The 25,920-nt window shown below is 61.7% G+C and carries 26 protein-coding genes; 16 read left to right on the top strand and 10 right to left on the bottom strand.

Going from position 1 to position 25,920, the window contains the following annotated elements:
* Window positions 1–38: 38 nt before the first annotated feature.
* The 3 genes from JFT44_RS10190 (at window position 39) to JFT44_RS10180 (ending at window position 5,330) form a co-directional block, all read left to right on the top strand.
* Window positions 39–2,090, top strand: coding sequence for a bifunctional diguanylate cyclase/phosphodiesterase (locus JFT44_RS10190; RefSeq protein ID WP_057960494.1), 2,052 nt, complete (start codon window positions 39–41; stop codon window positions 2,088–2,090).
* Window positions 2,091–2,250: 160 nt separating this feature from the next.
* Entirely contained in the window at window positions 2,251–3,594 is a 1,344-nt protein-coding gene (locus tag JFT44_RS10185; protein WP_198830611.1) for an imelysin family protein, read from the top strand.
* Window positions 3,595–3,875: 281 nt separating this feature from the next.
* Window positions 3,876–5,330 carry a TrkH family potassium uptake protein gene (locus tag JFT44_RS10180; protein WP_057960495.1) on the top strand — a complete coding sequence of 485 codons (1,455 nt, stop codon included), beginning with the start codon at window positions 3,876–3,878 and terminating at the stop codon, window positions 5,328–5,330.
* Here JFT44_RS10180 and JFT44_RS10175 read toward each other — a convergent pair.
* The gene (locus tag JFT44_RS10175; RefSeq protein ID WP_057960496.1) at window positions 5,287–6,348 is read right to left on the bottom strand and encodes an AraC family transcriptional regulator; all 1,062 of its coding nucleotides are present in this window, start codon (window positions 6,346–6,348) and stop codon (window positions 5,287–5,289) included. The genes JFT44_RS10180 and JFT44_RS10175 overlap by 44 nt on opposite strands.
* Before the next feature lie 172 nt (window positions 6,349–6,520).
* Between JFT44_RS10175 and JFT44_RS10170 the strand changes: the two genes are divergently transcribed.
* The 5 genes from JFT44_RS10170 to JFT44_RS10155 all read left to right on the top strand — a co-directional run bounded on the left by JFT44_RS10170 (window position 6,521) and on the right by JFT44_RS10155 (window position 9,454).
* A complete protein-coding gene (locus JFT44_RS10170) occupies window positions 6,521–6,832 on the top strand; it encodes a DUF962 domain-containing protein (RefSeq protein ID WP_198830610.1) in 312 nt (103 codons plus the stop codon).
* A gap of 27 nt (window positions 6,833–6,859) precedes the next feature.
* Complete coding sequence (locus JFT44_RS10165; protein ID WP_057960497.1) at window positions 6,860–7,450, top strand: HD domain-containing protein; 591 nt, start codon at window positions 6,860–6,862, stop codon at window positions 7,448–7,450.
* Between the two features lie 151 nt (window positions 7,451–7,601).
* A complete protein-coding gene (locus JFT44_RS28875) occupies window positions 7,602–7,730 on the top strand; it encodes a hypothetical protein (protein WP_258558642.1) in 129 nt (42 codons plus the stop codon).
* A 74-nt stretch (window positions 7,731–7,804) separates the two neighbouring features.
* Window positions 7,805–7,987 carry a hypothetical protein gene (locus tag JFT44_RS10160; RefSeq protein ID WP_115128812.1) on the top strand — a complete coding sequence of 61 codons (183 nt, stop codon included), beginning with the start codon at window positions 7,805–7,807 and terminating at the stop codon, window positions 7,985–7,987.
* Between the two features lie 267 nt (window positions 7,988–8,254).
* Window positions 8,255–9,454 carry an MFS transporter gene (locus JFT44_RS10155; RefSeq protein WP_198830609.1) on the top strand — a complete coding sequence of 400 codons (1,200 nt, stop codon included), beginning with the start codon at window positions 8,255–8,257 and terminating at the stop codon, window positions 9,452–9,454.
* Here JFT44_RS10155 and arfB read toward each other — a convergent pair.
* The 8 genes from arfB to JFT44_RS10115 form a co-directional block, all read right to left on the bottom strand.
* Entirely contained in the window at window positions 9,451–9,864 is a 414-nt protein-coding gene (gene arfB / locus JFT44_RS10150; protein WP_057439984.1) for an alternative ribosome rescue aminoacyl-tRNA hydrolase ArfB, read from the bottom strand. The two genes, JFT44_RS10155 and arfB, sit on opposite strands and share 4 nt — an antisense overlap.
* A gap of 57 nt (window positions 9,865–9,921) precedes the next feature.
* On the bottom strand, window positions 9,922–11,343 hold the full coding sequence (locus JFT44_RS10145; RefSeq protein WP_057439985.1) for an amino acid permease: 1,422 nt from the start codon (window positions 11,341–11,343) through the stop codon (window positions 9,922–9,924).
* A gap of 636 nt (window positions 11,344–11,979) precedes the next feature.
* Entirely contained in the window at window positions 11,980–13,218 is a 1,239-nt protein-coding gene (rluB, locus tag JFT44_RS10140; protein ID WP_057960500.1) for a 23S rRNA pseudouridine(2605) synthase RluB, read from the bottom strand.
* A 143-nt stretch (window positions 13,219–13,361) separates the two neighbouring features.
* Window positions 13,362–13,553, bottom strand: a complete 192-nt coding sequence (locus JFT44_RS10135) for a DUF1289 domain-containing protein (RefSeq protein WP_057439987.1) — start codon at window positions 13,551–13,553, stop codon at window positions 13,362–13,364.
* A 69-nt stretch (window positions 13,554–13,622) separates the two neighbouring features.
* A complete protein-coding gene (gene scpB, locus JFT44_RS10130; protein WP_120733994.1) occupies window positions 13,623–14,543 on the bottom strand; it encodes an SMC-Scp complex subunit ScpB in 921 nt (306 codons plus the stop codon).
* 12 nt (window positions 14,544–14,555) lie between these two features.
* Window positions 14,556–15,254: a ScpA family protein gene (locus JFT44_RS10125; protein WP_169851199.1), complete on the bottom strand. Its 699-nt coding sequence runs from the start codon at window positions 15,252–15,254 to the stop codon at window positions 14,556–14,558.
* A gap of 120 nt (window positions 15,255–15,374) precedes the next feature.
* Complete coding sequence (locus JFT44_RS10120) at window positions 15,375–16,004, bottom strand: L-threonylcarbamoyladenylate synthase (RefSeq protein ID WP_057439989.1); 630 nt, start codon at window positions 16,002–16,004, stop codon at window positions 15,375–15,377.
* Between the two features lie 13 nt (window positions 16,005–16,017).
* Window positions 16,018–16,881: a PHP domain-containing protein gene (locus JFT44_RS10115; RefSeq protein WP_057960503.1), complete on the bottom strand. Its 864-nt coding sequence runs from the start codon at window positions 16,879–16,881 to the stop codon at window positions 16,018–16,020.
* A gap of 87 nt (window positions 16,882–16,968) precedes the next feature.
* Between JFT44_RS10115 and JFT44_RS10110 the strand changes: the two genes are divergently transcribed.
* The 7 genes from JFT44_RS10110 to JFT44_RS10080 all read left to right on the top strand — a co-directional run bounded on the left by JFT44_RS10110 (window position 16,969) and on the right by JFT44_RS10080 (window position 22,484).
* The gene (locus JFT44_RS10110; RefSeq protein WP_057960504.1) at window positions 16,969–17,565 is read left to right on the top strand and encodes a septation protein A; all 597 of its coding nucleotides are present in this window, start codon (window positions 16,969–16,971) and stop codon (window positions 17,563–17,565) included.
* Between the two features lies 1 nt (window position 17,566).
* Complete coding sequence (locus JFT44_RS10105) at window positions 17,567–17,866, top strand: YciI family protein (RefSeq protein ID WP_057439992.1); 300 nt, start codon at window positions 17,567–17,569, stop codon at window positions 17,864–17,866.
* Window positions 17,867–17,972: 106 nt separating this feature from the next.
* The gene (locus JFT44_RS10100; protein WP_170060098.1) at window positions 17,973–18,380 is read left to right on the top strand and encodes a translation initiation factor 2; all 408 of its coding nucleotides are present in this window, start codon (window positions 17,973–17,975) and stop codon (window positions 18,378–18,380) included.
* Window positions 18,381–18,387: 7 nt separating this feature from the next.
* Window positions 18,388–19,065 carry a response regulator transcription factor gene (locus tag JFT44_RS10095; RefSeq protein WP_057960506.1) on the top strand — a complete coding sequence of 226 codons (678 nt, stop codon included), beginning with the start codon at window positions 18,388–18,390 and terminating at the stop codon, window positions 19,063–19,065.
* Between the two features lie 159 nt (window positions 19,066–19,224).
* On the top strand, window positions 19,225–19,686 hold the full coding sequence (locus tag JFT44_RS10090) for an LTXXQ domain protein (RefSeq protein ID WP_057960507.1): 462 nt from the start codon (window positions 19,225–19,227) through the stop codon (window positions 19,684–19,686).
* Window positions 19,687–19,750: 64 nt separating this feature from the next.
* The gene (locus JFT44_RS10085) at window positions 19,751–21,094 is read left to right on the top strand and encodes a HAMP domain-containing sensor histidine kinase (protein WP_057960508.1); all 1,344 of its coding nucleotides are present in this window, start codon (window positions 19,751–19,753) and stop codon (window positions 21,092–21,094) included.
* A gap of 40 nt (window positions 21,095–21,134) precedes the next feature.
* Entirely contained in the window at window positions 21,135–22,484 is a 1,350-nt protein-coding gene (locus JFT44_RS10080) for a CoA transferase (protein ID WP_198830608.1), read from the top strand.
* Window positions 22,485–22,604: 120 nt separating this feature from the next.
* Here the strand turns inward: JFT44_RS10080 and arcD (JFT44_RS10075) are convergent, their stop codons facing one another.
* Window positions 22,605–24,032 carry an arginine-ornithine antiporter gene (gene arcD, locus JFT44_RS10075; RefSeq protein ID WP_057960510.1) on the bottom strand — a complete coding sequence of 476 codons (1,428 nt, stop codon included), beginning with the start codon at window positions 24,030–24,032 and terminating at the stop codon, window positions 22,605–22,607.
* Between the two features lie 441 nt (window positions 24,033–24,473).
* Here arcD (JFT44_RS10075) and arcD (JFT44_RS10070) point away from each other — a divergent pair, with 441 nt between their 5' ends.
* Window positions 24,474–25,901, top strand: a complete 1,428-nt coding sequence (arcD, locus tag JFT44_RS10070; RefSeq protein ID WP_057439997.1) for an arginine-ornithine antiporter — start codon at window positions 24,474–24,476, stop codon at window positions 25,899–25,901.
* Window positions 25,902–25,920 lie beyond the last annotated feature (19 nt).

The raw sequence follows: 25,920 nt of genomic DNA, 5'->3' as shown, positions 1-25,920 counted from the left end.
CATATTGAGGCTACCCGCATGGAACAAGGAATAACCCTTTGAAGCTGGAACTCAAAAACAGCTTGTCGGTGAAGTTGCTCCGGGTGGTGCTGTTGTCGGCACTGATAGTGGGCGTGGCACTAAGCGTGGCGCAGATCGTCTTTGATGCCTACAAGACGCGCCAGGCGGTGGCAGGCGATGCCCAGCGCATCCTCGACATGTTTCGCGACCCCTCGACCCAGGCCGTCTACAGCCTGGACCGTGAGATGGGTATGCAAGTCATCGAAGGCCTGTTTCAGGATGATGCGGTGCGCATGGCCTCTATTGGCCATCCCAATGAACCCATGCTCGCCGAAAAAAGCCGGGACTTGCAGCAGTCCCCCAGCCGCTGGCTGACGGACGTGATTCTGGGCCGGGAACGCAGCTTTACCACCCCGCTGGTAGGGCGCGGGCCTTATAGCGAGTATTACGGCGACCTGAGCATCACCCTCGACACCGCCACCTATGGCCGGGGCTTTATCGTCAATTCGGGGATCATTTTTATCTCCGGGGTGCTGCGCGCCCTGGCCATGGGCCTGGTGTTGTACCTGGTCTATCACTGGCTGCTGACCAAGCCCCTGTCGCGGATCATCAGCCACCTGAGTTCGATCAATCCCGACCGCCCCAGCGAGCACAAGATCCCGCAACTCAAGGGCCACGAAAAGAATGAACTGGGGCTATGGATCAACACTGCCAACCAGTTGCTGGCGTCTATCGAGCGCAACACCCATTTGCGCCACGAAGCAGAAAACAGCCTGTTGCGCATGGCCCAGTACGACTTTCTTACCGGCCTGCCGAACCGCCAGAAACTGCAGGAACAGCTGGACAAGATCCTGGTCGACGCCGGGCGCCGGCAACGCCGGGTCGCGGTGCTGTGCGTGGGGCTGGATGACTTCAAGAGCGTCAACGAGCAGTACACCTACCAGGCCGGCGACCAGTTGCTGCTGGCCCTGGCCGACCGCTTGCGTGCCCACAGTGGGCGCCTCGGCGCCCTGGCGCGCCTGGGCGGCGACCAGTTCGCCCTGGTCCAGGCCGATATCGAGCAACCCTACGAAGCCGCCGAGCTGGCACAGAGCATCCTCGATGACCTGGAAGCCGAGTTCGCCCTCGACCACGAACAGATCCGCCTGCGCGCCACCATCGGTATCACCTTGTTCCCCGAAGACGGCGACAGCACCGAGAAACTGCTGCAAAAGGCCGAGCAGACCATGACCCTGGCCAAGAGCCGCTCGCGCAATCGCTATCAGTTCTATATCGCCAGTGTCGACAGCGAGATACGCCGTCGCCGCGAACTGGAGAAAGACCTGCGCGAAGCCCTGGGCCGCAACCAGTTTCATCTGGTGTACCAACCGCAGATCAGCTATGCCGATCATCGCGTGGTCGGCGTCGAGGCGCTGATTCGCTGGCAACACCCGGAACACGGCCTGGTGCCACCGGACCTGTTTATCCCGCTGGCGGAACAGAACGGCACCATCATCCCCATTGGCGAGTGGGTGCTGGACCAGGCCTGCCGGCAATTGCGCGAATGGCATGACCAGGGCTTTACCGAGCTGCGCATGGCGGTCAACCTGTCCACGGTGCAACTGCACCACGCCGAACTGCCACGAGTGGTCAACAACCTGCTGCAGATCTATCGCCTGCCGCCGCGCAGCCTGGAACTGGAAGTGACCGAGACCGGCCTGATGGAAGACATCAGCACCGCCGCCCAGCACTTGCTGAGCCTGCGCCGCTCCGGCGCGCTGATTGCCATCGACGATTTCGGTACCGGCTACTCGTCACTGAGTTACCTGAAAAGCCTGCCTCTGGACAAAATCAAGATCGACAAGAGCTTTGTCCAGGACCTGCTGGACGACGACGACGATGCGACCATCGTGCGGGCGATCATCCAGCTGGGCAAAAGCCTGGGCATGCAGGTCATCGCCGAAGGTGTGGAAACACCCGAGCAGGAAGCCTACATCATCAGCGAAGGCTGCCACGAAGGTCAGGGCTATCACTACAGCAAACCCCTGCCCGCCCGTGAGCTGGCGGCCTACCTCAAGCAAGCCGAGCGCAATAACGCCGCCATCCTGTAAAGCCTTAATGCCGCCCAAGGCACGGCCTTGGGCGGCTGGCGCCTGACTATGAAACTTTTCCTGCGTTAACCCTTTACAGAAAATGCAAATCTTTCGCATTATGTTGCAGTTTTGCGCGCTGCACTGCGCCCCGATCCACTACCGAAGCAGGATGTTCGCCATGATTCGTATGCCCCTGGCCACCGCCAGTCTGCTGGCCATCGCCATTTCTCTCGCCGGCTGCGGCGAGGGCAAAGACAAGGCTGCCGCGCCTCAGGCGCCGACGCCAACTGCCAGCACTACCGCTCCAGCGGCTGCCGCTACCGCCGGCCAGGTTGACGAGGCGGCCGCCAAGGCAGTCGTCGCGCATTACGCAGACCTGGTGTTCGCGGTGTACAGCGACTCCGAGTCCACCGCAAAAACCCTGCAGACCGCGATCGACACCTTCCTCGCCAACCCCAACGACGAGACCCTGAAGGCCGCCCGTACCGCCTGGATCGCCGCGCGCGTACCGTACCTGCAGAGCGAAGTGTTCCGCTTCGGCAACACCATCATTGACGATTGGGAAGGTCAGGTGAACGCCTGGCCGCTGGACGAAGGCCTGATCGACTATGTCGACAAGTCCTACGAACACGCCCTCGGCAACCCGGGCGCCACGGCCAATATCATCGCCAACACCGAGATCCAGGTCGGCGAAGACAAGGTCGACGTCAAGGAAATCACCCCGGAAAAACTCGCCAGCCTCAATGAGCTGGGCGGCTCCGAAGCCAACGTCGCCACCGGCTACCACGCCATCGAATTCCTGCTGTGGGGCCAGGACCTGAACGGCACCGGCCCTGGCGCCGGCAACCGTCCAGCGTCGGACTACCTGCAAGGCGACGGCGCCACCGGTGGGCATAACGAGCGTCGCCGCACTTACCTGCGCGCCGTGACCCAACTGCTGGTCAGCGACCTCGAAGAAATGGTCGGCAACTGGAAACCCAACGTCGAAGACAACTACCGCGCCACCCTGGAAGCAGAACCTGCGACCGACGGCCTGCGCAAGATGCTGTTCGGCATGGGCAGCCTGTCCCTGGGTGAACTGGCGGGCGAGCGCATGAAGGTGTCCCTGGAAGCCAACTCGCCGGAAGACGAGCACGACTGCTTCAGCGACAACACCCACAATTCGCAGTTCTACGACGCCAAGGGCATCCGCAACGTCTACCTGGGCGAGTACACCCGCGCCGATGGCACCAAGCTGACCGGCGCCAGCCTGTCGTCCCTGGTGGCCAAGGTCGACCCGGCCGCCGATGCAGCCCTCAAGGCTGACCTGGCGGCTACCGAAGCGAAGATCCAGGTCATGGTCGACCACGCCAACAAGGGTGAGCACTACGACCAGTTGATCGCGGCCGGCAACACGGCGGGCAACCAGATCGTGCGCGATGCCATCGCCGCCCTGGTCAAGCAGACCGGCTCCATCGAGCAAGCAGCTGGCAAGCTGGGAATCGGTGACCTGAACCCGGATACCGCTGATCACGAGTTCTGATCCACGCGGTTTGAATGAGGCGGCCTTCGGGTCGCCTTTTTTGTATTCATCGTTTGCCCTCGCCACCTCCCCTGTAGGAGCTGGCTTGCCTGCGATGGCGGTGGTTCAGTCAAGCATTCGGGCCTGACCCACGGCCATCGCAGGCAAGCCAGCTCCCACACAAGCCAGCTCCCCATTAAGCCAAGTCCTACATCATATCCGCGCCCCCTTTGCAGCCCCCGGTTTACAAGCCCTGCACCGTAGGTAGAATGGCGCCTCAGACTGTTACCCGAGCGCTGTTCATGGCAATGCCGACCCTGCGGATCATTGGTTTCATCATCGGCATCTTCCTGATTACCCTCGCGGTCGCCATGGTCGTGCCCATGGCCACCCTGATATTTTTCGAGCGCACCAGCGACCTGCCGTCCTTTCTCTGGGCAAGCATGATCACTTTTATCGCCGGCCTGGCCCTGGTGATTCCCGGGCGCCCGAAGCAGGTGCAACTGCGCCCCCGGGACATGTACCTGCTGACGGTCAGCAGTTGGGTGGTGGTGTGCATCTTTGCCGCGCTGCCGTTTTTGCTGACCCAACATATCAGCTATACCGACTCGTTCTTTGAAAGCATGTCCGGCATCACCGCCACCGGCGCCACCGTGCTCAGCGGCCTGGACACCATGTCGCCGGGCATCCTGATGTGGCGCTCGATGCTGCACTGGCTCGGCGGCATCGGCTTTATCGGCATGGCGGTGGCGATCCTGCCGCTGCTGCGCATCGGGGGCATGCGCCTGTTCCAGACCGAATCCTCGGACCGCTCCGAGAAGGTCATGCCGCGCTCCCATATGGTGGCGCGCCTGATTGTGGCGGCCTATGTGGGGATTACCATCCTCGGCAGCCTCGGGTTCTGGTGGGCCGGCATGGGCCTGTTCGACGCGATCAACCACGCGATGTCGGCCATTTCCACCGGTGGGTTCTCCACCTCCGATGAGTCCCTGGCCCACTGGAAACAGCCGGCGGTGCATTGGGTGGCGATCGTGGTGATGATCATGGGCAGCCTGCCGTTTGCCCTGTATGTCGCGACATTGCGTGGCAACCGCAAGGCGCTGATCAAGGACCAGCAAGTACAAGGTTTGCTGGCGATGCTGCTGGTGACCTGGGTGGTGCTCGGCACCTGGTACTGGTGGACCACCAACCTGCACTGGCTGGATGCACTGCGCCATGTCGCGCTGAACGTCACGTCCGTGGTGACCACCACCGGCTTTGCCCTGGGCGATTACAGCCTGTGGGGCAATTTCTCGCTGATGCTGTTCTTCTACCTGGGCTTTGTCGGCGGTTGCTCGGGCTCCACCGCCGGCGGGATCAAGATCTTCCGCTTCCAGGTCGCCTATATCCTGCTCAAGGCCAACTTGAACCAGTTGATTCACCCAAGGGCGGTGATCAAGCAGAAATACAACGGCCATCGCCTCGACGAAGAAATCGTGCGCTCGATCCTGACGTTCTCGTTCTTCTTCGCCATCACCATCTGCATGATTGCCCTGGCCCTGTCGCTGCTGGGCGTGGACTGGATGACCGCCTTGACCGGCGCCGCCAGTACCGTCTCCGGTGTAGGTCCGGGGCTGGGGGAAACCATTGGCCCGGCTGGCAATTTCGCGACCCTGCCGGACGCCGCCAAGTGGATCCTGTCCCTGGGCATGCTGCTGGGCCGGCTGGAGATCATTACGGTGTTGGTGCTGTGCATTCCGGCGTTCTGGCGCCACTGACACTCACCGACGTAGCCTGCAGCCGCGCCCGGTATTCGCCGGGCGTGGCATCGAACCAGCGGCGAAACGCGCGAAAGAAGTTACTCGGGTCGGCAAACCCCAGCAGGTAGGCGATTTCCAGTAGGGTCATGCTCGGCTGCGCCAGGTACTGCTCGGCCAGCTCGCGGCGGGTGTCGTCGAGCAAAGCCTGGAAGCTGGTGCCCTCCTCCTGCAAGCGCCGCTGCAAGGTGCGCTGGGACAAGTGCAACGTCTGCGCCACCACCTCACGCTTGGGCTCGCCCTGGGGCAACAGCCGGCACAGCACCTGGCGAGCCTTGTGGGTCACCCGGCTCTCGGAAAACCGCGCCAGGTACTCCCCGGCAAATCGATCGTGCAGCAGCGCCATAGCCTCATTGGCGGTGGGCAACGGCGCTTCCATGTCCGCCCGCTCGAAGATCAGCGCGTCATACGGCGCGTTGAACACCAGCGGTGCATGAAAGGCCTGCTTGTAAGGCTCCAGGTCCACTGGCTGATCACCCTGCACCAACACCTTGCGCGGCTGCAGCGTGCGCCCGGTCAACCAGCCACATAACGCCAGGGCACAGGCCAGTGAAGCCTCGGCGCTTTGCCGGGTGGGTGGCAGATGGTCGCCGTGGACCGTAAGGATCAGCGCATAGCCTTCGGGTAACAGGCGGAAACTCAGGTCGGCACTTTCGGCAATGATTCGCTGGTAACGCACCAGCCGGGCAAAGCCTTCAGCCAGGGTGCTGCTGGACATCAAGGCATAACCCGCCACATGGAAGGACGCCGGACGCACCACCTTGCCCATATTCAAGCCAATGGCCGGATTGCCCGACAGCTCAACCGCGCGCTGCCAGAGCCGGGTCATGGAGTCCTGGGGGAAACGCGCATCGGGGTCATCCAGGGCGCGGTAATCCAGGCCCAGCTGTTGGAACAGGGCACGGCAATCCAGGCCATCGAGCTCCAGCGCCTTGACTATCCCCATCGCCCAACTTGCAGAAGTGGTTCGTTCGTTCATGGCGTTTTCTTGCGCGCGTTCTATGAAGGGACGGCTGAAACCGCAGCCCGGAACCCAAGGATACTAAAGTGGCGTCTATTGTCACTGGCCCTTGCCTGTGATGACTATAGACTCAAATAAGCTCCCCGCCGAACATCCGTCGGGCACAACAACAAACAGAGGGCCGGCCAACGTGGAAAATGTCAGACAATTCAATAGCTTCGCCGAGTTCTATCCGTATTACCTGAGCGAACACGGCAACAGCACCTGCCGGCGCCTGCATTTTATCGGCACCAGCCTGGTGATTTTTATTCTCGCCTTCGCCGTCGGCAAAGGTGCCTGGTGGCTGCTGTGGGTGTTGCCGGTGGCCGGCTACAGCTTTACCTGGATCGGCCACTTCTTCTTTGAAAAGAACCGCCCGGCCACGTTCCAGCATCCGTTCTACAGCCTGCTGGGCGATTTCGTGATGTACCGCGACATGATTCTGGGCAAGGTACCGTTCTAAACCCGCAAAACAATAAGAGACATGTCGATGAGCCAACAGGCCCGCTTTACCCATATGCAGGACGGCACCCAGGAAGACTGGGCAATCATCGCTGCCGACTTCAGTGCCTACGCCCGCCAACTGCCCGGACGGATCCTCGCGCACCTGCGCCTGCTGGAAGGTGACTTCGGCGGTTTCCCGGTGGACCGCCTGACCCATTCCCTGCAAACCGCCAGCCGCGCCTGGCACGATGGCCGCGACGAAGAATATGTGGTCTGCGCACTGCTCCATGACATCGGCGACACCCTGGGCTCCTACAATCACCCGGACATTGCCGCCGCCATCCTCAAGCCGTTCGTCAGCCCGCAGAACCTGTGGATGGTGGAAAAGCACGGGATTTTCCAGGGTTACTATTTCTTTCATCATCTGGGTATGGATCGCCACCTGCGCGAGCAATTTGGCGAACACCCGCAGTACGAGCAAACCATCGAGTTCTGCGCACTGTATGACGCGGCGGCGTTCGACCCCGCCTATGCCACCCTGCCCCTGAGTTTTTTCGAACCGATGCTGGCGCGGGTCTTTGCCCAGCCGAAAAACTCGCTCTACAAGGCAGCCATGGAACGCCAGGCCAGCCTGTGACCTCTTGTCACTTGCGCCGGGTAGATGAAGGTTTGCGCATTTGGCGAGATAAAAGTCTTTTTGTCATTTGCAGTGCTGTATCCTGCCCAGGCTTTGTGAAAAGCGTGGCACATCTGCAATTGCACAACAGACCTTGCGAGGAGCGACGACGATGCACGAGATTCCCAATCTCCCCTTCCCAAGCCTGCACGAGACTGAGCAGCCAACCCCGCAACAGGCCGGCAGTGACAAACAAGCGCCGGCACAGGCAACACCGGTCGACAGCGATAGCGACGACTGACCGCAGCACCCAGACCGTGTGGAAAGCGTGACATTGCGCGCTTTCCACACCGCCTGAATCAAGAGACACGCCACATGCCCGATACCCCCCACAATTCCCCCGATGAAGCGTTACTCGGCGCCGCCCTGCAAATGGTCGACGTCTGGAGCCGCCTCAGCCCGGAAAAACAGGCGCTGCTGCTCAAGCGCTTTGGCACCCAGGAAAACGCCCTGGCCGCGCTGGTGACCACGCGCATGCTCGACCCCGAAACCCCCTGATTTTTATCCTGTGGCGAGGGGGCTTGCCCCCGTTGGGCTGCGCAGCAGCCCCCCTGTCAGGTAAACCGAGGTGGCTGGTTTTGGGGCGGCTACGCCACCCAACGGGGGCAAGCCCCCTCGCCACAGCAAGCCCCCTAGCCACCACAAGCCCTCTGGTTACAGTAAGCCCCTTTGCCACAGTTGCCGTGGTGAATGATTTTCTGGCAGCGTAAAGCACCGGTATCATAAGCAACCTATCTTTTCCTGCCGCGACAGTGGATCTTTCCCATGCCAGATACCCAGCGCCCCATGGCGGTCACGCTGCAAGTCGTTTCCATCGTGCTGTTCACCTTTATCGGCTACCTGAATATCGGCATCCCCCTGGCCGTATTGCCGGGCTATGTCCACAGCGACCTGGGCTTTGGCGCCGTGATCGCGGGCCTGGTGATCAGCGTGCAGTACCTGGCCACCCTGCTGAGCCGGCCCTACGCCGGGCGCATCATCGACAACCGCGGCAGCAAGCGCGCGGTGATGTACGGCCTGGCCGGTTGCGGCTTGAGCGGGGTGTTCATGCTGGCATCCGCCGCCCTGACCCACCTGCCGACCCTGAGCCTGGCCAGCCTGTTGATTGGCCGGCTGGTGCTGGGCAGTGCCGAAAGCCTGGTGGGTTCGGGCTCCATTGGCTGGGGCATCGGCCGGGTCGGCGCGGTGAATACCGCCAAGGTCATCTCCTGGAACGGCATTGCCAGCTATGGCGCCCTGGCGATTGGCGCCCCGCTGGGGGTGCTGCTGGTCAGTCGGTTCGGGCTGTGGAGCATGGGTGCCAGCATTATTGCCCTGGCGGTGCTGGGCCTGTTGCTGGCCTGGCCGAAAGTCGCGGCGCCCATTGTGGTCGGCGAGCGCCTGCCCTTTATGCATGTGCTCGGCCGCGTGCTGCCCCACGGCTGCGGGCTGGCCCTGGGTTCCATCGGTTTTGGCACCATTGCCACGTTTATCACCCTGTATTACGCGACCCGCAACTGGGATAACGCAGTGCTGTGCCTGAGCCTGTTCGGCGCCAGCTTTATCGGGGCGCGGTTGCTGTTCGGCAACCTGATCAACCGGATCGGCGGGTTTCGCGTGGCGATTGCCTGCCTGTCGGTAGAAACCCTCGGCCTGCTGCTGTTATGGCTGGCCCCGAGCGCCGAGCTGGCCCTGGCGGGCGCGGCCTTGAGCGGTTTCGGGTTTTCCCTGGTGTTCCCGGCGCTGGGGGTTGAAGCGGTCAACCTGGTACCCGCCTCCAGCCGTGGCGCGGCGGTGGGGGCCTATTCGTTGTTTATCGACTTGTCATTGGGTATCACCGGGCCGCTGGCCGGGGCGATTGCGGCGGGTTTCGGCTTTGCCTCAATCTTTTTGTTTGCCGCACTGGCGGCCTTCGCCGGGCTGCTGCTGAGCCTGTACCTGTATCGCCAGGCCCCCAAATACCGCGACGAACGTAACGCCGGCTAGAAATCCACCTTGCCGCGCCCGGCCTTGATGCTGCCGCGCTTGGTCTTGGATTCCAGGCGACGCTTTTTCGAGCCCAGGGTGGGCTTGGTCGGGCGGCGTTTTTTCTCGACCTTGGTCGCGCTGAGGATCAACTCCACCAGGCGCTCCAGGGCATCGGCGCGGTTCTGTTCCTGGGTCCGGTATTGCTGGGCCTTGAGGATCAATACGCCGTCGCTGGTAATCCGACTGTCACGCAGTGCCAGCAAGCGTTCCTTGTAGAACGGCGGCAGCGACGAAGCGCCGATATCGAAGCGCAAATGCACGGCGCTGGAGACCTTGTTGACGTTCTGCCCGCCAGCGCCCTGGGCGCGGATGGCCGTCAACTCGATTTCGGCATCGGGCAGGTGCACGTTACTGGAGATCACCAACATCGAAAGCGGGTCCGTGAGCGAGGGTAGAGGCCGGGTTGCCGGCCCCTACGCGGTGGGCTAGGGGTTCAGCGAGGATACAGCACTCACGTCAGCCTGAGCCTTGCGCTTGTTCTTGAGCACATAGCACACCCACATAAAGGCCAGCCAGACAGGAATCGCATACACCGAGACCTGAATCCCCGGAATCAACAACATGACCCCCAGGATAAACACCACAAACGCCAGGCACACGTAGTTGCCATAGGGGTACCACAGCGCCTTGAACAGCGGCACCTGACCGGTGCGGTTCATGTGCTGGCGGAACTTGAAGTGCGAGAAGCTGATCATCGCCCAGTTGATCACCAACGTGGCCACCACCAGGGACATCAGCAGTTCCAGGGCGTGTTGCGGGATCCAGTAGTTCATCAACACCGCCACCAGGGTGACGGCCGCCGAGGCCAGGATCGAACGCACCGGCACGCCGCGCTTGTCGATCTTCGCCAACGCCGCCGGGGCGTCGCCTTGCTCGGCCATGCCCAGCAGCATGCGGCTGTTGCAGTAGGTGCCGCTGTTGTACACCGACAGCGCCGCCGTCAGCACCACGAAGTTGAGGATATGCGCGGCGGTGTTGCTGCCCAGCATCGAGAACACCTGCACGAACGGGCTGCCGCTATAGGCATCGCCGGAAGCATTCAGGGTCACCAGCAGGCTGTCCCACGGCGTCAGCGACAGCAGCACTACCAGGGCGCCAATGTAGAAAATCAGGATGCGGTAGATCACCTGATTGATCGCCTTGGGGATCACGGTGCGTGGCTGGTCCGCTTCAGCGGCGGTAAAACCGAGCATTTCCAGGCCGCCAAAGGAGAACATGATGATTGCCATGGCCATCACCAGGCCGCCGACACCATGGGGGAAGAACCCGCCGTGTTCCCACAGGTTGGTCACCGACGCCTGGGGCCCGCCGGTGCCGCTGACCAGCAGATAGCTGCCCAGGGCGATCATGCCGATAATCGCCACCACCTTGATAATCGCAAACCAGAACTCGGCTTCGCCAAACACTTTGACGTTGGCCAGGTTGATCACATTGATCAGCACGAAAAAGGCCGCCGCCGAGACCCAGGTCGGAATCTCCGGCCACCAGTAATGCACATACTTGCCGACCGCCGTCAGCTCCGACATGCCCACCAGGATATAGAGGATCCAGCAGTTCCAGCCCGACAAGAAGCCTGCGAAACCGCCCCAGTACTTGTGGGCAAAATGGCTGAAGGAACCGGCCACTGGCTCTTCGACGATCATTTCGCCCAACTGGCGCATGATCATAAAGGCAATGAAACCGCAGATGGCATAGCCGAGGATCATCGACGGGCCGGCTGACTTCAGCACCCCCGCCGAGCCCAGGAACAGGCCGGTACCGATCGCGCCACCAAGGGCGATCAATTGAATATGACGATTTTTCAGGCCGCGCTTCAGTTCGCCTGAATGCGAGTTGGGTCCACTCATGAAAAGGGTCTCACGCAAGGTTTGATGATGTTCAATACACGATGCTGCTTTGAAACCGACTCAAGCAGCGCCGATCAAACCCCAGCGCAAACACCAGGAGTCCAGCGTCTTTCTAACGGTCATGCGTCACCTGTTTGTTTTTATCTGTGACGAAATCGAACCCGTCCGGCTTATGGCCGGGCGGAGTTAACAAGGCAGCTAGCCTTGAAGGCCTTTTGCGTGGGTACGCAAGGGGGGTCACAGTAAAACGCGGCGCATTGTACACCGCTCGATCCGCTAAGGAGGGTTGCGGGAGAGATTGTTCGTCAAATGGAAGATTTTCTTTACACAAAAAGTTCATCAAGAGCACGCCCTGCGTAGGCTAGGCCCAATCGTAAAATAATCGTTACATCGCGGAAGCCATTCCTGACACCCCACCGACTCCCCCGTGGCGAGCGGGCTTGCCCGCGCTGGACTGCGCAGCAGTCCCTTGAAAGAACAACCCAGTCAACCAGGCAGACCGACACGGCAGAGTGTGGGGCTGCTGCGCAGCCCGACGCGGGCAAGCCCGCTCGCCACACAGCGCGCAAAAAAAAACGCCAACCCGCAGGTTGACGCTTTTTCTTACAGCTTGAAGCTTAAAGCTTGCTGCTGCTCTTAAGGCTTCTTACGCCCAAACCCCGGACGCTGGCCGGAACCTGCCGGTGCGCCACGGCGCTTGCCCGACGGCTCGTCCGCGACCAGTTTGAGCCCTGGGCGCTTTTTCGGCGCGGGCTTGGCTGGACGCTTGGCACCTTCGGCTGGGCGATCGGTCTGCGGAGCACCACGGCCGGTATCGCCACGGTTGCTGCGACCGCCCGTTGGTGCTTCGCCACGACCGGCAGGCCGCGGGGTACGCGGTGCACGCTCGCCATCCTGACGGGCTGGAGCCGATGGACGACGATCGCCCTCGATCTGCGGCTGACGGGAAATACGACCGCCTGTGGCCGGAGCATCCAGCGCCGGGCGCAAGGTGCGCGCAACGCGTTCGGTACGTGCCACCGGGCGCGACGATTTACGCTGCATGCGCTCCAGCTTGTCTTTGCTCTTGGCATTCATCTGCGGCATGGCCACAGGGGTCAGGCCCACTTCAGCACTGAGGATGTCGACTTCGTACTGACTCATTTCGCGCCAGCGCCCCATCGGCAGGTCCGAGTTGAGGAACACCGGGCCAAAACGCACGCGCTTCAGGCGGCTGACCACCAGGCCCTGGGATTCCCACAGGCGACGTACTTCACGGTTACGCCCTTCCATCACCACGCAGTGGTACCAGTGGTTGAAACCTTCGCCACCGGGGGCCTGTTTGATGTCGGTGAACTTGGCCGGGCCATCTTCCAGCACCACGCCAGCCTTGAGGCGTTCGATCATTTCGTCATCGACTTCACCCCGTACACGTACCGCGTACTCACGGTCCATCTCGTAGGACGGGTGCATCAGGCGGTTGGCCAGCTCACCGTCGGTGGTGAACATCAGCAAGCCGGTGGTGTTGATGTCCAGGCGGCCGATGTTGATCCAACGGCCTTCTTTAGGCTTGGGCATCTTGTCGAACACGGTTGGACGGCCTTCCGGGTCGTCACGGGTGCAGATCTCGCCGTCGGGCTTGTTGTACATGATCACGCGGCGCACCGATTCGGCGGCCTCTTCACGCTTGATGACCTTGCCATCAATGGTGATCGCATCATGCAGATCGACGCGCTGGCCCAGGGTGGCTTCGACGCCATTGACCTTGATGCGCTTCTGGGTGATCCAGGCTTCTACGTCGCGGCGCGAGCCGACGCCGATGCGGGCGAGGACTTTTTGCAGTTTCTCGCCGGCTGGGCCGATTTCCTGGCTGTCGTTCTGGTCTTGGTCTTTCATCTTAAGCACCTCCCGGTGTGTCGATTCAGGCGTGGCCTGAAGGTATTGAAACTGTTGTCTTGGGCGAACGCATCGCCGAAGGGTCGCGAATCATACGCTCATGGCGCGCATTGCGCATCAGAGACTAGTCGATATGGGCCGGCTCATTTGCTTTTCCGCCGACCGGTGGCACCCAGGGCGATCAGCCGCAGCTCGGCTTCGGCCAGCACTGCGCGCTTGTCGACCTTGTCGAGCTTCTTCCAGGCCCGGATCTCACGCTTGCTGCGCCCGCAGCCGACGCAGATATCGTCGCTGAACTTGCAGAGGCTGATGCAGGGGTCTTTGGTGGAGCTCATATACATTCTCCCTGGTGCAAAAGATCCAATGTGGGAGCGGGCTTGCTCGCTCCCACATTTGCTTCTGGGTCAGTCTTCGAATTCGCGGCGTTCGTTTTCGATGGCTTCGGCCAGTGCCCGGGCTTCGGCTTCTTCTTCGCTCAACTCGGGCTGTTCCAGGGCGGCGACGGCGGCCAGCAGTTTTTCGCGGGCTGCGGCCACGCCGAGGATATCCTCCTCGGGGGCCGCTTCCACGTTTACCTCAAGCTCAGGCTCAGACTCAGGCGCCACCGCCCCATCACGCAGCAAGTCATCAAAGTCGGTCTTGATCCCCTGCTCCATATCGTCCAGCTCCAGCAGCAAGGTGTGGAAACTGGTCTCGTCCTTCGGCTCTTCCGGCTCGGCGCTGGCATCAGCCAGCTCCTGCAAGCCGGGCGGCACCGGGGCATCGTCGAAATCGAGCACCGGTTCGGCCTCGATCTCACGCAGCTCGGCCAAAGGCGGCAGGTCGTCGAGGTTCTTCAGGTTGAAGTGATCGAGAAACACCTTGGTGGTGGCGAACATCGCGGGTTTGCCGGGTACGTCGCGGTAGCCGACAATACGGATCCACTCGCGCTCCAGCAGCGTCTTGACGATATGGCTGTTGACCGCCACGCCGCGCACGTCTTCGATCTCGCCACGGGTGATGGGCTGGCGATAGGCAATCAGCGCCATGGTTTCCAGCATCGCCCGGGAATACCGTTGCGGGCGCTCTTCCCACAGGCGCCCCACCCACGGCGAAAATTTCTCACGGATCTGCAAGCGATAGCCCGAGGCCACTTCGCGCAGTTCAAAAGCACGGCCGTCACAGGATTTGCGCAGGATTTCCAGGGCCTTCTTGAACACCGGCGGTTCCGGGCGCTCGGCCTCTTCAAACAGTTCAAACAGGCGCTCCAGCGATTGCGGCTTGCCCGAGGCCAAGAGGAAGGCTTCCAACAGCGGTGCCAGTTCGCGGGGTTCAGTCAGATTCATCAATTCAGCTCGTTATTCGGCTCGCGCCCGCACGTGGATAGCCGCAAAAGGCTCATTCTGCACCAGCTCGACCAAGGATTCCTTGACCAGCTCGAGGATCGCCATAAAGGTCACCACCACGCCCAGGCGCCCTTCTTCGGCGGTAAACAGCTCGACAAACGGCACAAAGCCGCCGCCCTTGAGGCGCTCCAGCACATCGCTCATACGCTCACGGGTGGACAAGGCTTCGCGGCTGACCTGGTGGCTTTCAAACATATCGCCACGGCGCAGCACCTCGGCCATGGACATCAACAGTTCTTCCAGGCTCACATCCGGCAATAATTTGCGCGCCCGGGCTTCCGGGGCGTCGAGCTTGGGCACCACCACGTCACGGCCCACGCGGCTCAAGCCATCAATACCTTCGGCGGCAGCCTTGAAGCGCTCGTATTCCTGCAGGCGGCGGATCAGTTCGGCGCGGGGATCGTCCTCTTCGGCTTCGATTGTCTCGGAACGCGGCAGCAGCATGCGCGACTTGATCTCCGCCAGCATCGCCGCCATCACCAGGTACTCGGCGGCCAGCTCCAGGCGCACCGACTGCATCAACTCGACATAGCCCATGTACTGGCGGGTGATTTCCGCCACTGGGATATCGAGGATATTGATGTTCTGCTTGCGGATCAGGTACAGCAGCAAGTCCAGCGGACCCTCGAAGGCCTCAAGGAACACTTCCAGGGCATCCGGCGGGATATACAGGTCCAGGGGCATTTCCATGACCGCCTGGCCGTAGACCATGGCAAATGGCAGCTCCTGCTGGGCGCCGGCCTGGCTGTCGACGGTTTCCACGGCCGACATTCAGGCCTCGACCAGGAACGGTGCCGGGTCGCCACAACCCACACGGATCACCTCCGGCTCGCCGTCGGCCAGGTTGATCACGGTGGACGCCTTGTTGCCGCCGTACCCGCCGTCGATGATCAGGTCTACGTGCTTCTCCAGGAGCTGGCGCATTTCATAGGGATCTTCCAGCGGCTCAGTGTCGCCGGGCATGATCAACGACACGCTCATCAGCGGCTCACCCAACTCGGCCAGCAGCGCCAGGGCAATGGGGTGCTCCGGCACCCGCAGGCCAATGGTGCGCTTTTTCGGGTGCAGCAACAGGCGCGGCACCTCGCGGGTGGCATTCAGAATAAAGGTGTACGGCCCCGGCGTATGGGCCTTGAGCAGGCGGAAAGTGCCGGTATCGACTTTGGCGAACAGGCCCAATTGCGACAGGTCGCTGCAGATCAGCGCAAAGTTGTGATTCTTGTCCAGTTCGCGCAGGCGTCTTACGCGCTCCACGGCGTTCTTGTCGCCGATCTGGCAACCGATGGCGTAGGAGGAATCCGTGGGGTAGATCACCACGCCGCCGCCTCGAATGATCTCCACGGCCTGCTTGATCAGCCGCGCTTGCGGGTTTTCCGGGTGAATCTGGAAAAATTGACTCACGTTCTCTACCTGTTCAGACGGTGGCGGTAATGGGGTCATGCTTGAATCGCCCCCACAGGAGCGGCAAGTCTTCCGGGACCGGGCGATATTCGCCGATCTCCGACCAGCCGCCTGGGCCATGGAAATCACTGCCGGCACTGACCAGCAGACCAAATTCACGGGCAAGAATCGCCAGGCTGCCAACCTGTTCGGCGGGTTGATGCCCATTGACCACTTCGATGGCGTGGCCACCCGCTTGAATATAGTCGCCTATCAGCTTGCGACGCTTGCTGCGGGTAAAATCGTAATGCCAGGGGTGCGCCAGGCTGACCCAGGCCCCGGAAGCACGCAACGTGGCAACCGTGTCCTCCAGAGTCGGCCAGTGCAACTTGACGTCCCCCAGCTTGCCGGCGCCCAGCCATTTGCGGAACGCTTCGGCGCGGTCTTTGACGAACCCTTCACGCACCATCCAGTCGGCAAAATGCGGACGGGCCGGCGCATTGCCGCTGTCGCCCAGCTCCTGCTGGATCGCTCGGGCGCCCTCCAGCGCGTTGGGCATGCCCTTGAGCGCCAGTTTGCGGCTTATTTCTTCGGACCGCAGCCAGCGGCCATCGTGCAAATTGGCAATGGCCGCCACCAATGGCGGGGCCGTGACGTCAAAACCGTAGCCCAGGACATGAATGGTCGCGCCGCCCCAGGTGCAGGACAATTCGACGCCATTGACCAGATGCATCCCCAGGGCCGTGGCGGCACTACGCGCCTCTTCCAGGCCTTCGAGGGTGTCGTGGTCAGTCAGCGACAGGACTCGCACGCCTTTTTCAAACGCACGCGCAACCAGTACCGCGGGCGCCAGGGCGCCGTCGGAGGCCGTGCTGTGGCAGTGCAAATCAACATTCACGGAAGTGTGTAACCTCAAGTCAGCTGGCGCTTTCGCTACCAAGGATGTTTGTTATTATGCCGCCACATCCAGCTTCTGGCTCTTACTGTGAAACAATTCATCGACTTCATCCCGCTGTTGCTGTTCTTCATCGTTTTCAAAACCGACCCACGGGTCCTTGATATCGGCGGCCATGAGCTGTCGTTCGGCGGCATCTACAGCGCCACGGCGGTGCTGATCATCAGCTCCCTGGTGGTCTACGGTGCGATCTTCATCTCCCAGCGCAAGCTGGAAAAAAGCCAGTGGCTGACCCTGATCGCCTGCCTGGTCTTTGGCGGCCTGACCCTGGCCTTCCACAGCGAGACCTTCCTGAAATGGAAAGCCCCGGTGGTCAACTGGCTGTTTGCCCTGGCCTTTATCGGTAGCCACTTCATTGGTGATCGCCTGCTGATCAAGCGGATCATGGGTCACGCCCTGAGCCTGCCGGAGCCGATCTGGACCCGCCTGAACATCGCCTGGATCGGGTTTTTCCTGTTCTGTGGCGCGGCCAACCTGTTCGTGGCCTTTACCTTCCAGAGCTACTGGGTCGACTTCAAGGTGTTCGGCAGCCTGGGCATGACCGTGGTGTTCCTGGTTGCCCAGGGTATCTACCTGTCGCGCCACCTGCATGACACCGACCCCACCACGCCAAAAACCGAGGACTGACATGCTCTACGCCATCATCGCCACCGACGTCGCCAACTCCCTGGAAAAACGCCTGTCCGTTCGCCCGGCCCACGTGGAACGCCTCAAGGCGCTGCAGGCCGAGGGGCGCTTGGTGATCGCCGGCCCGCACCCGGCGGTCGACAGCAATGATCCGGGGGACGCTGGCTTCACCGGCAGCCTGATCATCGCCGAGTTCGCCTCCCTGGCCGATGCCCAGGCCTGGGCCAAGGCCGACCCGTATGTGGCGGCCGGCGCCTATGCCGATGTCGTGGTCAAACCGTTCAAACAAGTCCTGCCCTGATCGAGGTGGTGCTGAACCTATTGGGCTCGGCAAACGCCTAATCGCTCATTATTCTCGGTAACCTGCCGACAACGCTCTGAATATTCGTGTGGAATCAGGAGTTCCGATGCGCTTACGTCAGTTGTGTCTGTTGGCAGTGTTAACGATCGGGGCTACGGCCCAGGCTGAAGAAACCTCGAACACCGGCAGTTCCACGCCCCTGTCCTTGAGTGCCGGCAGCCAGATCACCGAGTTGCAGCAACGCTTGAAAGAAAGCGAACGCCTGCGCGAAGAGCTGAGCAAACAATTGCAGACTGCCGATGCTACCCGCGAGAGTGCGCAACTGAGCCGGCTGCGCCAGGACAATCAGCGCCTTGCCCAGCAACTCAAGGAAGCACAAGGTGGCGCCCTGCCACGCTGGCTCACTGACCAGCAGCAGTGGTTTGTGATTGGTGCGGGAGTTGCGCTGGTCGCCCTGCTGTGCGGTATCTTCGCCAGTGGCGGGCATCGGCGCCGTCGACAATGGCTAAATTGAGTGAGTCATGAGCGAGCTGTTACTGATAGATGATGACCAGGAGCTTTGTGAGCTGCTGACCAGTTGGTTGAGCCAGGAAGGTTTCCAGGTGCGCGCTTGCCATGACGGCGTAAGCGCGCGCAAAGCCCTGGCCGAAGCCGCGCCGGCGGCGGTGGTGCTGGATGTGATGCTGCCCGACGGCAGCGGCCTGGAGTTGCTCAAGCAATTGCGCGCCGACCACCCGGAGCTGCCGGTACTGATGCTCTCGGCCCGGGGCGAGCCCCTGGACCGGATCCTCGGCCTGGAACTGGGTGCCGATGACTACCTGGCCAAGCCCTGCGACCCCCGCGAACTGACCGCCCGCCTGCGGGCGGTACTGCGCCGCAGCCACCCGACGGCGGTGTCGACCCAGCTGGAACTGGGCGACCTGTGCTTCAGCCCGGTGCGTGGTGTGGTGATCATCGACCATCAGGAACTGACCCTCACCCTGTCCGAAAGCCGCCTGCTGGAAGCCTTGCTGCGCCAGCCGGGCGAGCCCCTGGACAAGCAGGAACTGGCGCAGATCGCCCTGGGGCGCAAGCTGACCTTGTATGACCGCAGCCTCGACATGCACGTCAGCAACCTGCGCAAGAAAATCGGCCCGCATGCCGACGGCCGCCCGCGGATCGTTGCATTGCGCAGCCGTGGCTACTACTACAGCCTCTGACATCCCCTGCAGGAGCTGGCAAGCGGGCGCCTACAGGTTTGTAAGCCCCCACCCAATCCGTCTTTACCCAAGCTTTACCCTTCCCTGACCGCCGCTGACCTTGATCTTCGTAATCTACTCACATCCGGACTCACCGGAACCGAGACAAGGAGAAACACCATGCGCAAGACCCTTATCGCTCTGATGTTCGCCGCAGCCCTGCCGACCGTCGCCATGGCCATGCCAGAAGGCCATGGCCCGATGGGCGGCCCTGAAGGCCACATGATGGGTGGCCCGGGCCACGGCAGTGAACACGGCATGCGCGGCAAAGGCGGCCCGTTCAGCCAACTGGACCTGACCCGCGAGCAGCGCCAGCAGATCGGCAAACTGATGGGCGAACAACGGGAAGGCCGCCAACAACTGGTCAAGAAGTACCTGGACAAACTCCCGGCCGCTGACCAGAAGGCCATGAAGGACGAAATGGCCGCCGCCAAGCAGAAAACCCAGGCGGATATCCGCGCCTTGCTCAAGCCTGACCAGCAGAAGAAGTTCGACGAAATGGCGAAGAAACGCGCCGAGCGTCAAGCCGAGTGGCAGCAGTTCCAGGCCTGGAAAGCGCAACAACCGCAAAAAGCGCAATAATGCGTTAGCAACCTCCCAGCCCAGTGGCCCGTGCCGCTGGGCTTTTCCTGTTTGAGGGTTTCCTGTGCGTTCACTCTTCTGGCGCATCCTTGCCAGTTTCTGGCTGGCTATCGCCCTGGTTGCCGGGCTGTCGGTCCTGCTTGGGCATATGCTCAACCAGGACGCCTGGATTCTCAGCCGCCATCCCGGCCTCAACAACCTGGCCGAAGAATGGACCCAGCGTTATGAAACCCAGGGCGAGGACGCCGCCCAGGATTTGTTGCAACAGCGCAAACGCCAGTACCACGTCGATGTGCAGGTGCTCAACGAGAGCGGCGACCCGGTGGTGCGTGGCACCTTCCCGCGCCGCGCCGCCGCCTTTGAAGCCCGCCAGCATGAGAGCCACGAGGGCCGGCTGCCCTGGCGCCGCCTGACGGCCGAGTACACCAGTGAAAAAACCGGCGATACCTACCTGCTGATCTATCGTATCGCCCTGCCGGAGCTGGATGCCTGGCACCGCAGCAGCCTGCTCTGGCCCTTGAGTGCCCTGGCGATTGCGTTGGTGGTGCTGACCCTGTTCAGCCTGCTGGTGACCCTGTCCATCACTCGCCCCCTCAGCCGTCTGCGCGGTGCAGTGCATGACCTGGGCCAGACCACGTACCAGCAAAACAGCCTGGCGCGCCTGGCCGACCGACGTGACGAATTTGGCGTACTGGCCACCGACTTCAACCGCATGGGCGCTCGCCTGCAAAGCCTGATCGGCAGCCAGCGGCAATTGCTGCGCGATGTGTCCCACGAACTGCGCTCGCCCCTGGCGCGCCTGCGGATCGCTCTGGCCCTGGCGGAACGGGCCACGCCCGAAGCCCGGGAGAAGCTCTGGCCGCGCCTGACCCTGGAATGTGATCGCCTGGAAGCCTTGATCAGCGAGATCCTGGTGCTGGCGCGGGTCGACGCCGACAACGCCAGCGCCGAAGACATCGACCTCAACGCCCTGCTCAAGACCCTGCAAAAGGACGCCCAGCTCGGCGCCCCGGAGCAGTTGGTGCAACTGCAAGCCGAGCCGGCGCTGCAACTCAAGGGCTGGCCCCATATGATCGAGCGGGCGCTGGACAACCTGTTGCGTAATGCCCAGCGCTTCAACCCTCCCACCCAGCCGATTGAAGTCCAGGCCCTGCGCCAAGGCGAACGCATTGTGATCAGCGTGCGCGACCACGGCCCGGGCGTGGAGGCCGAACACCTGCAAAAACTGGGCGAGCCGTTTTACCGCGCCCCCGGGCAAACCGCCCAAGGTCATGGGCTGGGCCTGGCCATCGCCCGTCGGGCCGCCGAACGTCATGGCGGCAGCTTGAGCCTGGCCAATCACCCGGAGGGCGGATTTATCGCCACCCTGGACTTGCCCTTGCAGCCGGGGATTGCAGCACACCCCTGAAGATCTTCTATGATGGCCCCTCTCTTATGGAGGGCCTTTGATGACTGATCTGCTCACCTCGATCCAGCGTGCAATCGATCTGCCGCCCACGCCGCTGGCGACCACTGCAGCCGGCGCCCTGCCGTCAACCTTCGCTGTCACCGAGCTGGCCTGCGCCAGCATCGGGGCTGCCGGCCAGGCCATAGCCCGGCTGCTGGAACAACACACCGGGCGCCTGCCCCTGATCAGCGTCGACCCGCGCCTGGCCTCCTTCTGGTTCTCCAGCTCCCTGCGCCCACTGGGCTGGAACGTACCGCCGCTGTGGGATCCGATTGCCGGCGACTACGCCTGCGCTGACGGCTGGATTCGTCTGCACACCAACGCCCCCCACCACCGCGCAGCTGCCGAGCGTGTACTGGGGCAGGTCGCGGATCGGGCGGCGATGGCGCTCAGGGTCGCCTCCTGGAACGCTGCCGAGCTTGAGCAGGCGATTGTCGATGAGGCCGGCTGCGCCGCGCAGATGCGCACCTGGCAGCACTGGCAGGCTCATCCCCAAGGGTTGGCGGTCAATCAGGAACCGTTGGTGGCATGGGAGCGCTTCGAGGCAGCCGGCAACACCACCTGGCTGGGCAACGTGGCGCGCCCGTTGGCGGGGGTCAAGGTACTGGACCTGACCCGCGTTCTGGCCGGTCCTGTGGCCAGCCGTTTTCTCGCAGGGCTTGGCGCCGACGTATTACGCATCGACTCCCCCACCTGGAACGAACCAGGGGTCGTGCCGGAAATGACCCTGGGCAAACGCTGCGCGCGCCTGGACCTTAAAAACACCGACGACCGGCAATTATTCGAAGGTTTGCTCAAGGATGCCGACATTCTGTTTCACGGTTATCGGGCCGATGCACTGGAGCAACTGGGTTACAACGCGAGCGCACTGCAGCAACTCGCCCCCGGCCTGATCGACGTCAGCCTCAACGCCTACGGCTGGAGCGGCCCGTGGCGCAATCGCCGGGGCTTCGACAGCCTGGTGCAGATGAGCAGCGGTATCGCCCACGCCGGCATGCAATGGAAGCAGGCGGATAAACCCGTGCCGCTGCCGGTGCAGGCGCTGGACCATGCCACCGGTTACCTGATGGCGGCCAGTGCGATACTGGCCTTGGCCGAGCGCTTAAGCAGCGGGCATGGGGGTTCGGCCCGGCTGTCGCTGGCGCGTACGGCGAAATTGTTGATCGAGGCGGGACAAGACGTGAAGCAGCCAGCGTTGCGTGAAGAAGAACCGGGTGATCAGGGGCTGCTGGTGGAGCAGACGGCCTGGGGGCCGGCGCATCGGTTGCTGGCGCCGGTCACTCTTGCCGGGACACCGCTGCAGTGGGATTTGCCGGCTGGGGAATTGGGCGCGCATCGGGCACGGTGGTGACCTTGAAATGGTCATCGTGGGCAAGCCCGGCTCCCACAGTTGACCGGGTACACGGTCAACTGCGGGAGCGGGCTTGCCCGCGATAAGGCCCTCCCCAGCACAATCAATCAGCAGAGATGCTCACAGGGTCAGCACCCCGCTATACAACCCATACGCCGCCAGGCTCGCCCCGGCAATCACGCAACTGAAAATCCCCTTTTCCAGCAAGGTAAACAGCGGCTGGCCCTGCTCGCGCTTGGCCTGGGCAAACAGAATCACCCCAGGTGCATACAGCAACGCCGACAGCAGCAGGTATTTCAAGCCCCCGGCATACAGCAGCCACACCGCATAGCCCAGGGCAATCACGCCGACCAGCAGGTCCTTGAGCCGCTGGCCATGGGCTTCTTCGTAGGTTTCTCCGCGCCCGCACAACAACACGGCATAGGCCGCCGACCATAAATACGGCACGAGGATCATCGACGACGCCAGGTAGATCAACGTGGTGTAAGTGCTGGCCGAAAACAGCGTGATCACCAGGAACAGCTGGATCATCACATTGGTCAGCCACAACGCATTGACCGGCACGCGGTTGGCATTTTCCTTTTTCAGGAAGGCCGGCATGGTCTTGTCATGGGCAGTGGCGTAGAGAATCTCGGCACACAGCAAGGCCCATGACAGCAACGCCCCCAGCAGCGACACCGCCAGGCCGATGCTGATCAACATTGCGCCCCAGGGGCCGACGATATGTTCCAGCACGCCCGCCAGTGAGGGGTTCTGCAAGTTGGCCAACTCGGGCTGGCTCATGATCCCCAGGGACAGCACGTTGACCAGCACCAGCAGGGCCAGCACTCCGACAAACCCGATCACCGTGGCGCGGCCCACGTCCGAGCGTTTTTCCGCGCGCGCCGAGTACACGCTGGCCCCTTCGATACCGATAAACACAAACACGGTGACCAGCATCATATTGCGCACCTGGTCCATCACCCCACCGAACTGCGGGTTGCCCAGGCCCCAGATATCCCGGGTGAATACATCCGCCTTGAAGGCCACGGCGGCGATCACGATAAACATCAGCAGCGGTACGATCTTGGCCACGGTGGTGACCTGGTTGATAAACGCTGCCTCCTTGATCCCGCGCATCACCAGAAAATGCACAGCCCACAGCAGCAACGACGCGCAACCGATCGCCACCGGCGTGTTGCCTTGGCCGAACACCGGGAAAAAATAGCCCAGGGTGCTGAACAGCAACACGAAATAGCCGACGTTGCCCATCCAGGCACTGATCCAGTAGCCCCAGGCCGACGAGAAGCCCATGTAGTCGCCAAACCCCGCCTTGGCGTAGGCATACACCCCGGAGTCGAGGTTGGGCTTGCGGTTGGCCAGGGTCTGGAACACGAACGCGAGGGTCAACATACCCACGGCAGTGATCCCCCAACCGATCAGGATCGCCCCCACCTCGGCCCGCGCAGCCATGTTCTGCGGCAACGAGAAGATTCCGCCGCCAATCATCGAGCCCACCACCAATGCCACCAGAGCACTGAGACGCAGCTTTTGTGCCGGTTGCGACATAGAAACTCCTGCAGATAAAACAGTTATTGAGCGCTGCACTCGGCTAATTTATCGAAATCAATCAATGTTTATTAGCTATAGCGAATAAAACTGCTCGCCTCATAACTTAATGACATTTCAATTAATCGAGTTTAGGTAAATTTAGAATTTAAATACGGCTTGTCTTTTATCCATGGGAGGTATTTGGCAAAGCCTCTGAAAAAGTTTGCACATCTGCGAAAACGGGCTAGCTTCAAGCGTCCACGTCTTGCGCACAAAAGGATTAACCCGAACGGAGAGATGCTCTGAAATGAGCATATCCGGGCAATTATACGCCTGTAGCATTTATTCATAAGTCTTTAATTCACAATGGAATGTGCCAATGAAGTGATCTAAGTCAGCTATTTGAACAGCGCACAGTTTTATTCTGTGGTCTCTCTTCTCCTGCATTGGAGTCACGCAATGTCTGAATCTCCCGGAAAACTTCGATTAGGCGCCCTTGTTGCTCTTGTTGTGGGCTCAATGATTGGCGGCGGGATCTTCTCGTTGCCGCAAAATATGGCCGCCAGCGCCGATGTCGGTGCGGTGTTGATTGGTTGGGTTATCACTGCCGTGGGTATGTTGACCCTGGCCTTTGTATTCCAGACCCTGGCCAATCGCAAACCTGACCTGGACGGCGGCGTGTACGCCTACGCCAAGGCCGGTTTTGGCGACTACATGGGTTTCTCGTCAGCCTGGGGCTACTGGATCAGTGCCTGGCTGGGCAACGTCGGCTACTTCGTGTTGCTGTTCAGCACCCTGGGCTACTTCTTCCCCATCTTCGGCGAAGGCAACACCCCGGCGGCGGTGATCGGCGCCTCGGTGCTGTTGTGGGCCGTGCATTTTCTGGTATTGCGCGGGATCAAGGAGGCGGCGTTTATCAACCTGGTGACCACCGTCGCCAAGATCGTACCGCTGGTGCTGTTTGTATTGATCGCGCTGTTCGCGTTCAAGCTGGACATCTTCACCGCTGATATCTGGGGCCTGAAAAACCCCGACCTGGGCAGCGTAATGAACCAGGTGCGCAACATGATGCTGGTCACCGTCTGGGTATTTATCGGTATCGAAGGCGCGAGCATCTTCTCGTCCCGTGCCGAAAAACGCTCGGACGTGGGCAAGGCCACCGTCATCGGCTTTATCACCGTGCTGCTGTTCCTGATGCTGGTGAACGTGCTGTCCCTGGGCATCATGACCCAACCGGAACTGGCCAAGCTGCAGAACCCGTCGATGGCCGCCGTGCTGGAGCATGTGGTCGGCCACTGGGGCGCGGTGCTGATCAGCGTCGGCTTGATCATCTCGCTGCTGGGTGCGCTGCTGTCGTGGGTGCTGCTGTGTGCAGAGATCATGTTCGCCGCTGCCAAAGACCACACCATGCCGGAGTTCCTGCGTAAGGAAAACGCCAACCATGTGCCGGTCAACGCCCTGTGGCTGACCAACGCCATGGTCCAGGTCTTCCTGGTGATCACCCTGTTTTCCGCCAGTACCTACCTGTCGCTGATCTACCTCGCCACCTCGATGATCCTCGTGCCCTACCTGTGGTCGGCGGCCTACGCGCTGCTGCTGGCAGTGCGCGGCGAGACCTACGAGGCGGCCCTGGCCGAGCGCAAGAAAGACCTGTTTATCGGCGCCGTCGCTCTGATCTACGCGGTCTGGCTGTTGTATGCCGGTGGCACCAAGTACCTGCTGCTGTCCGCCCTGCTCTACGCCCCTGGCGCGATCCTGTTCGCCAAGGCCAAGCGTGAACTGGGCAAACCGATTTTCACCAACGTCGAGAAGCTGATTTTCGCCGCAGTGGTCATTGGCGCCCTGGTGGCGGCCTATGGGCTCTACGACGGCTTCCTGACCCTGTAACACCTGAATCTTTATGTTC

The sequence above is a fragment of the Pseudomonas sp. MF5691 genome, assembly GCF_016405645.1.
Taxonomy (GTDB): Bacteria; Pseudomonadota; Gammaproteobacteria; order Pseudomonadales; family Pseudomonadaceae; genus Aquipseudomonas; species Aquipseudomonas shahriarae.
Note: the sequence above shows the minus strand (reverse complement) of the source record. Positions and strands in the feature narration are given on the sequence as shown.

Excerpts from the sequence above, each read along its gene's own strand:
- JFT44_RS10185 (WP_198830611.1), top strand. The coding sequence starts at position 2,251 with ATGATTCGTATGCCCCTGGCCACCGCCAGTCTGCTGGCCATCGCCATT.
- JFT44_RS10180 (WP_057960495.1), top strand. The coding sequence starts at position 3,876 with ATGGCAATGCCGACCCTGCGGATCATTGGTTTCATCATCGGCATCTTC.
- JFT44_RS10175 (WP_057960496.1), bottom strand. The coding sequence starts at position 6,348 with ATGAACGAACGAACCACTTCTGCAAGTTGGGCGATGGGGATAGTCAAG.
- JFT44_RS10165 (WP_057960497.1), top strand. The coding sequence starts at position 6,860 with ATGAGCCAACAGGCCCGCTTTACCCATATGCAGGACGGCACCCAGGAA.
- JFT44_RS28875 (WP_258558642.1), top strand. The coding sequence starts at position 7,602 with ATGCACGAGATTCCCAATCTCCCCTTCCCAAGCCTGCACGAGACTGAG.
- JFT44_RS10160 (WP_115128812.1), top strand. The coding sequence starts at position 7,805 with ATGCCCGATACCCCCCACAATTCCCCCGATGAAGCGTTACTCGGCGCC.
- JFT44_RS10155 (WP_198830609.1), top strand. The coding sequence starts at position 8,255 with ATGCCAGATACCCAGCGCCCCATGGCGGTCACGCTGCAAGTCGTTTCC.
- arfB (WP_057439984.1), bottom strand. The coding sequence starts at position 9,864 with ATGTTGGTGATCTCCAGTAACGTGCACCTGCCCGATGCCGAAATCGAG.
- JFT44_RS10145 (WP_057439985.1), bottom strand. The coding sequence starts at position 11,343 with ATGAGTGGACCCAACTCGCATTCAGGCGAACTGAAGCGCGGCCTGAAA.
- rluB (WP_057960500.1), bottom strand. The coding sequence starts at position 13,218 with ATGAAAGACCAAGACCAGAACGACAGCCAGGAAATCGGCCCAGCCGGC.
- JFT44_RS10135 (WP_057439987.1), bottom strand. The coding sequence starts at position 13,553 with ATGAGCTCCACCAAAGACCCCTGCATCAGCCTCTGCAAGTTCAGCGAC.
- scpB (WP_120733994.1), bottom strand. The coding sequence starts at position 14,543 with ATGAATCTGACTGAACCCCGCGAACTGGCACCGCTGTTGGAAGCCTTC.
- JFT44_RS10105 (WP_057439992.1), top strand. The coding sequence starts at position 17,567 with ATGCTCTACGCCATCATCGCCACCGACGTCGCCAACTCCCTGGAAAAA.
- JFT44_RS10100 (WP_170060098.1), top strand. The coding sequence starts at position 17,973 with ATGCGCTTACGTCAGTTGTGTCTGTTGGCAGTGTTAACGATCGGGGCT.
- JFT44_RS10095 (WP_057960506.1), top strand. The coding sequence starts at position 18,388 with ATGAGCGAGCTGTTACTGATAGATGATGACCAGGAGCTTTGTGAGCTG.
- JFT44_RS10090 (WP_057960507.1), top strand. The coding sequence starts at position 19,225 with ATGCGCAAGACCCTTATCGCTCTGATGTTCGCCGCAGCCCTGCCGACC.
- JFT44_RS10080 (WP_198830608.1), top strand. The coding sequence starts at position 21,135 with ATGACTGATCTGCTCACCTCGATCCAGCGTGCAATCGATCTGCCGCCC.
- arcD (WP_057960510.1), bottom strand. The coding sequence starts at position 24,032 with ATGTCGCAACCGGCACAAAAGCTGCGTCTCAGTGCTCTGGTGGCATTG.
- arcD (WP_057439997.1), top strand. The coding sequence starts at position 24,474 with ATGTCTGAATCTCCCGGAAAACTTCGATTAGGCGCCCTTGTTGCTCTT.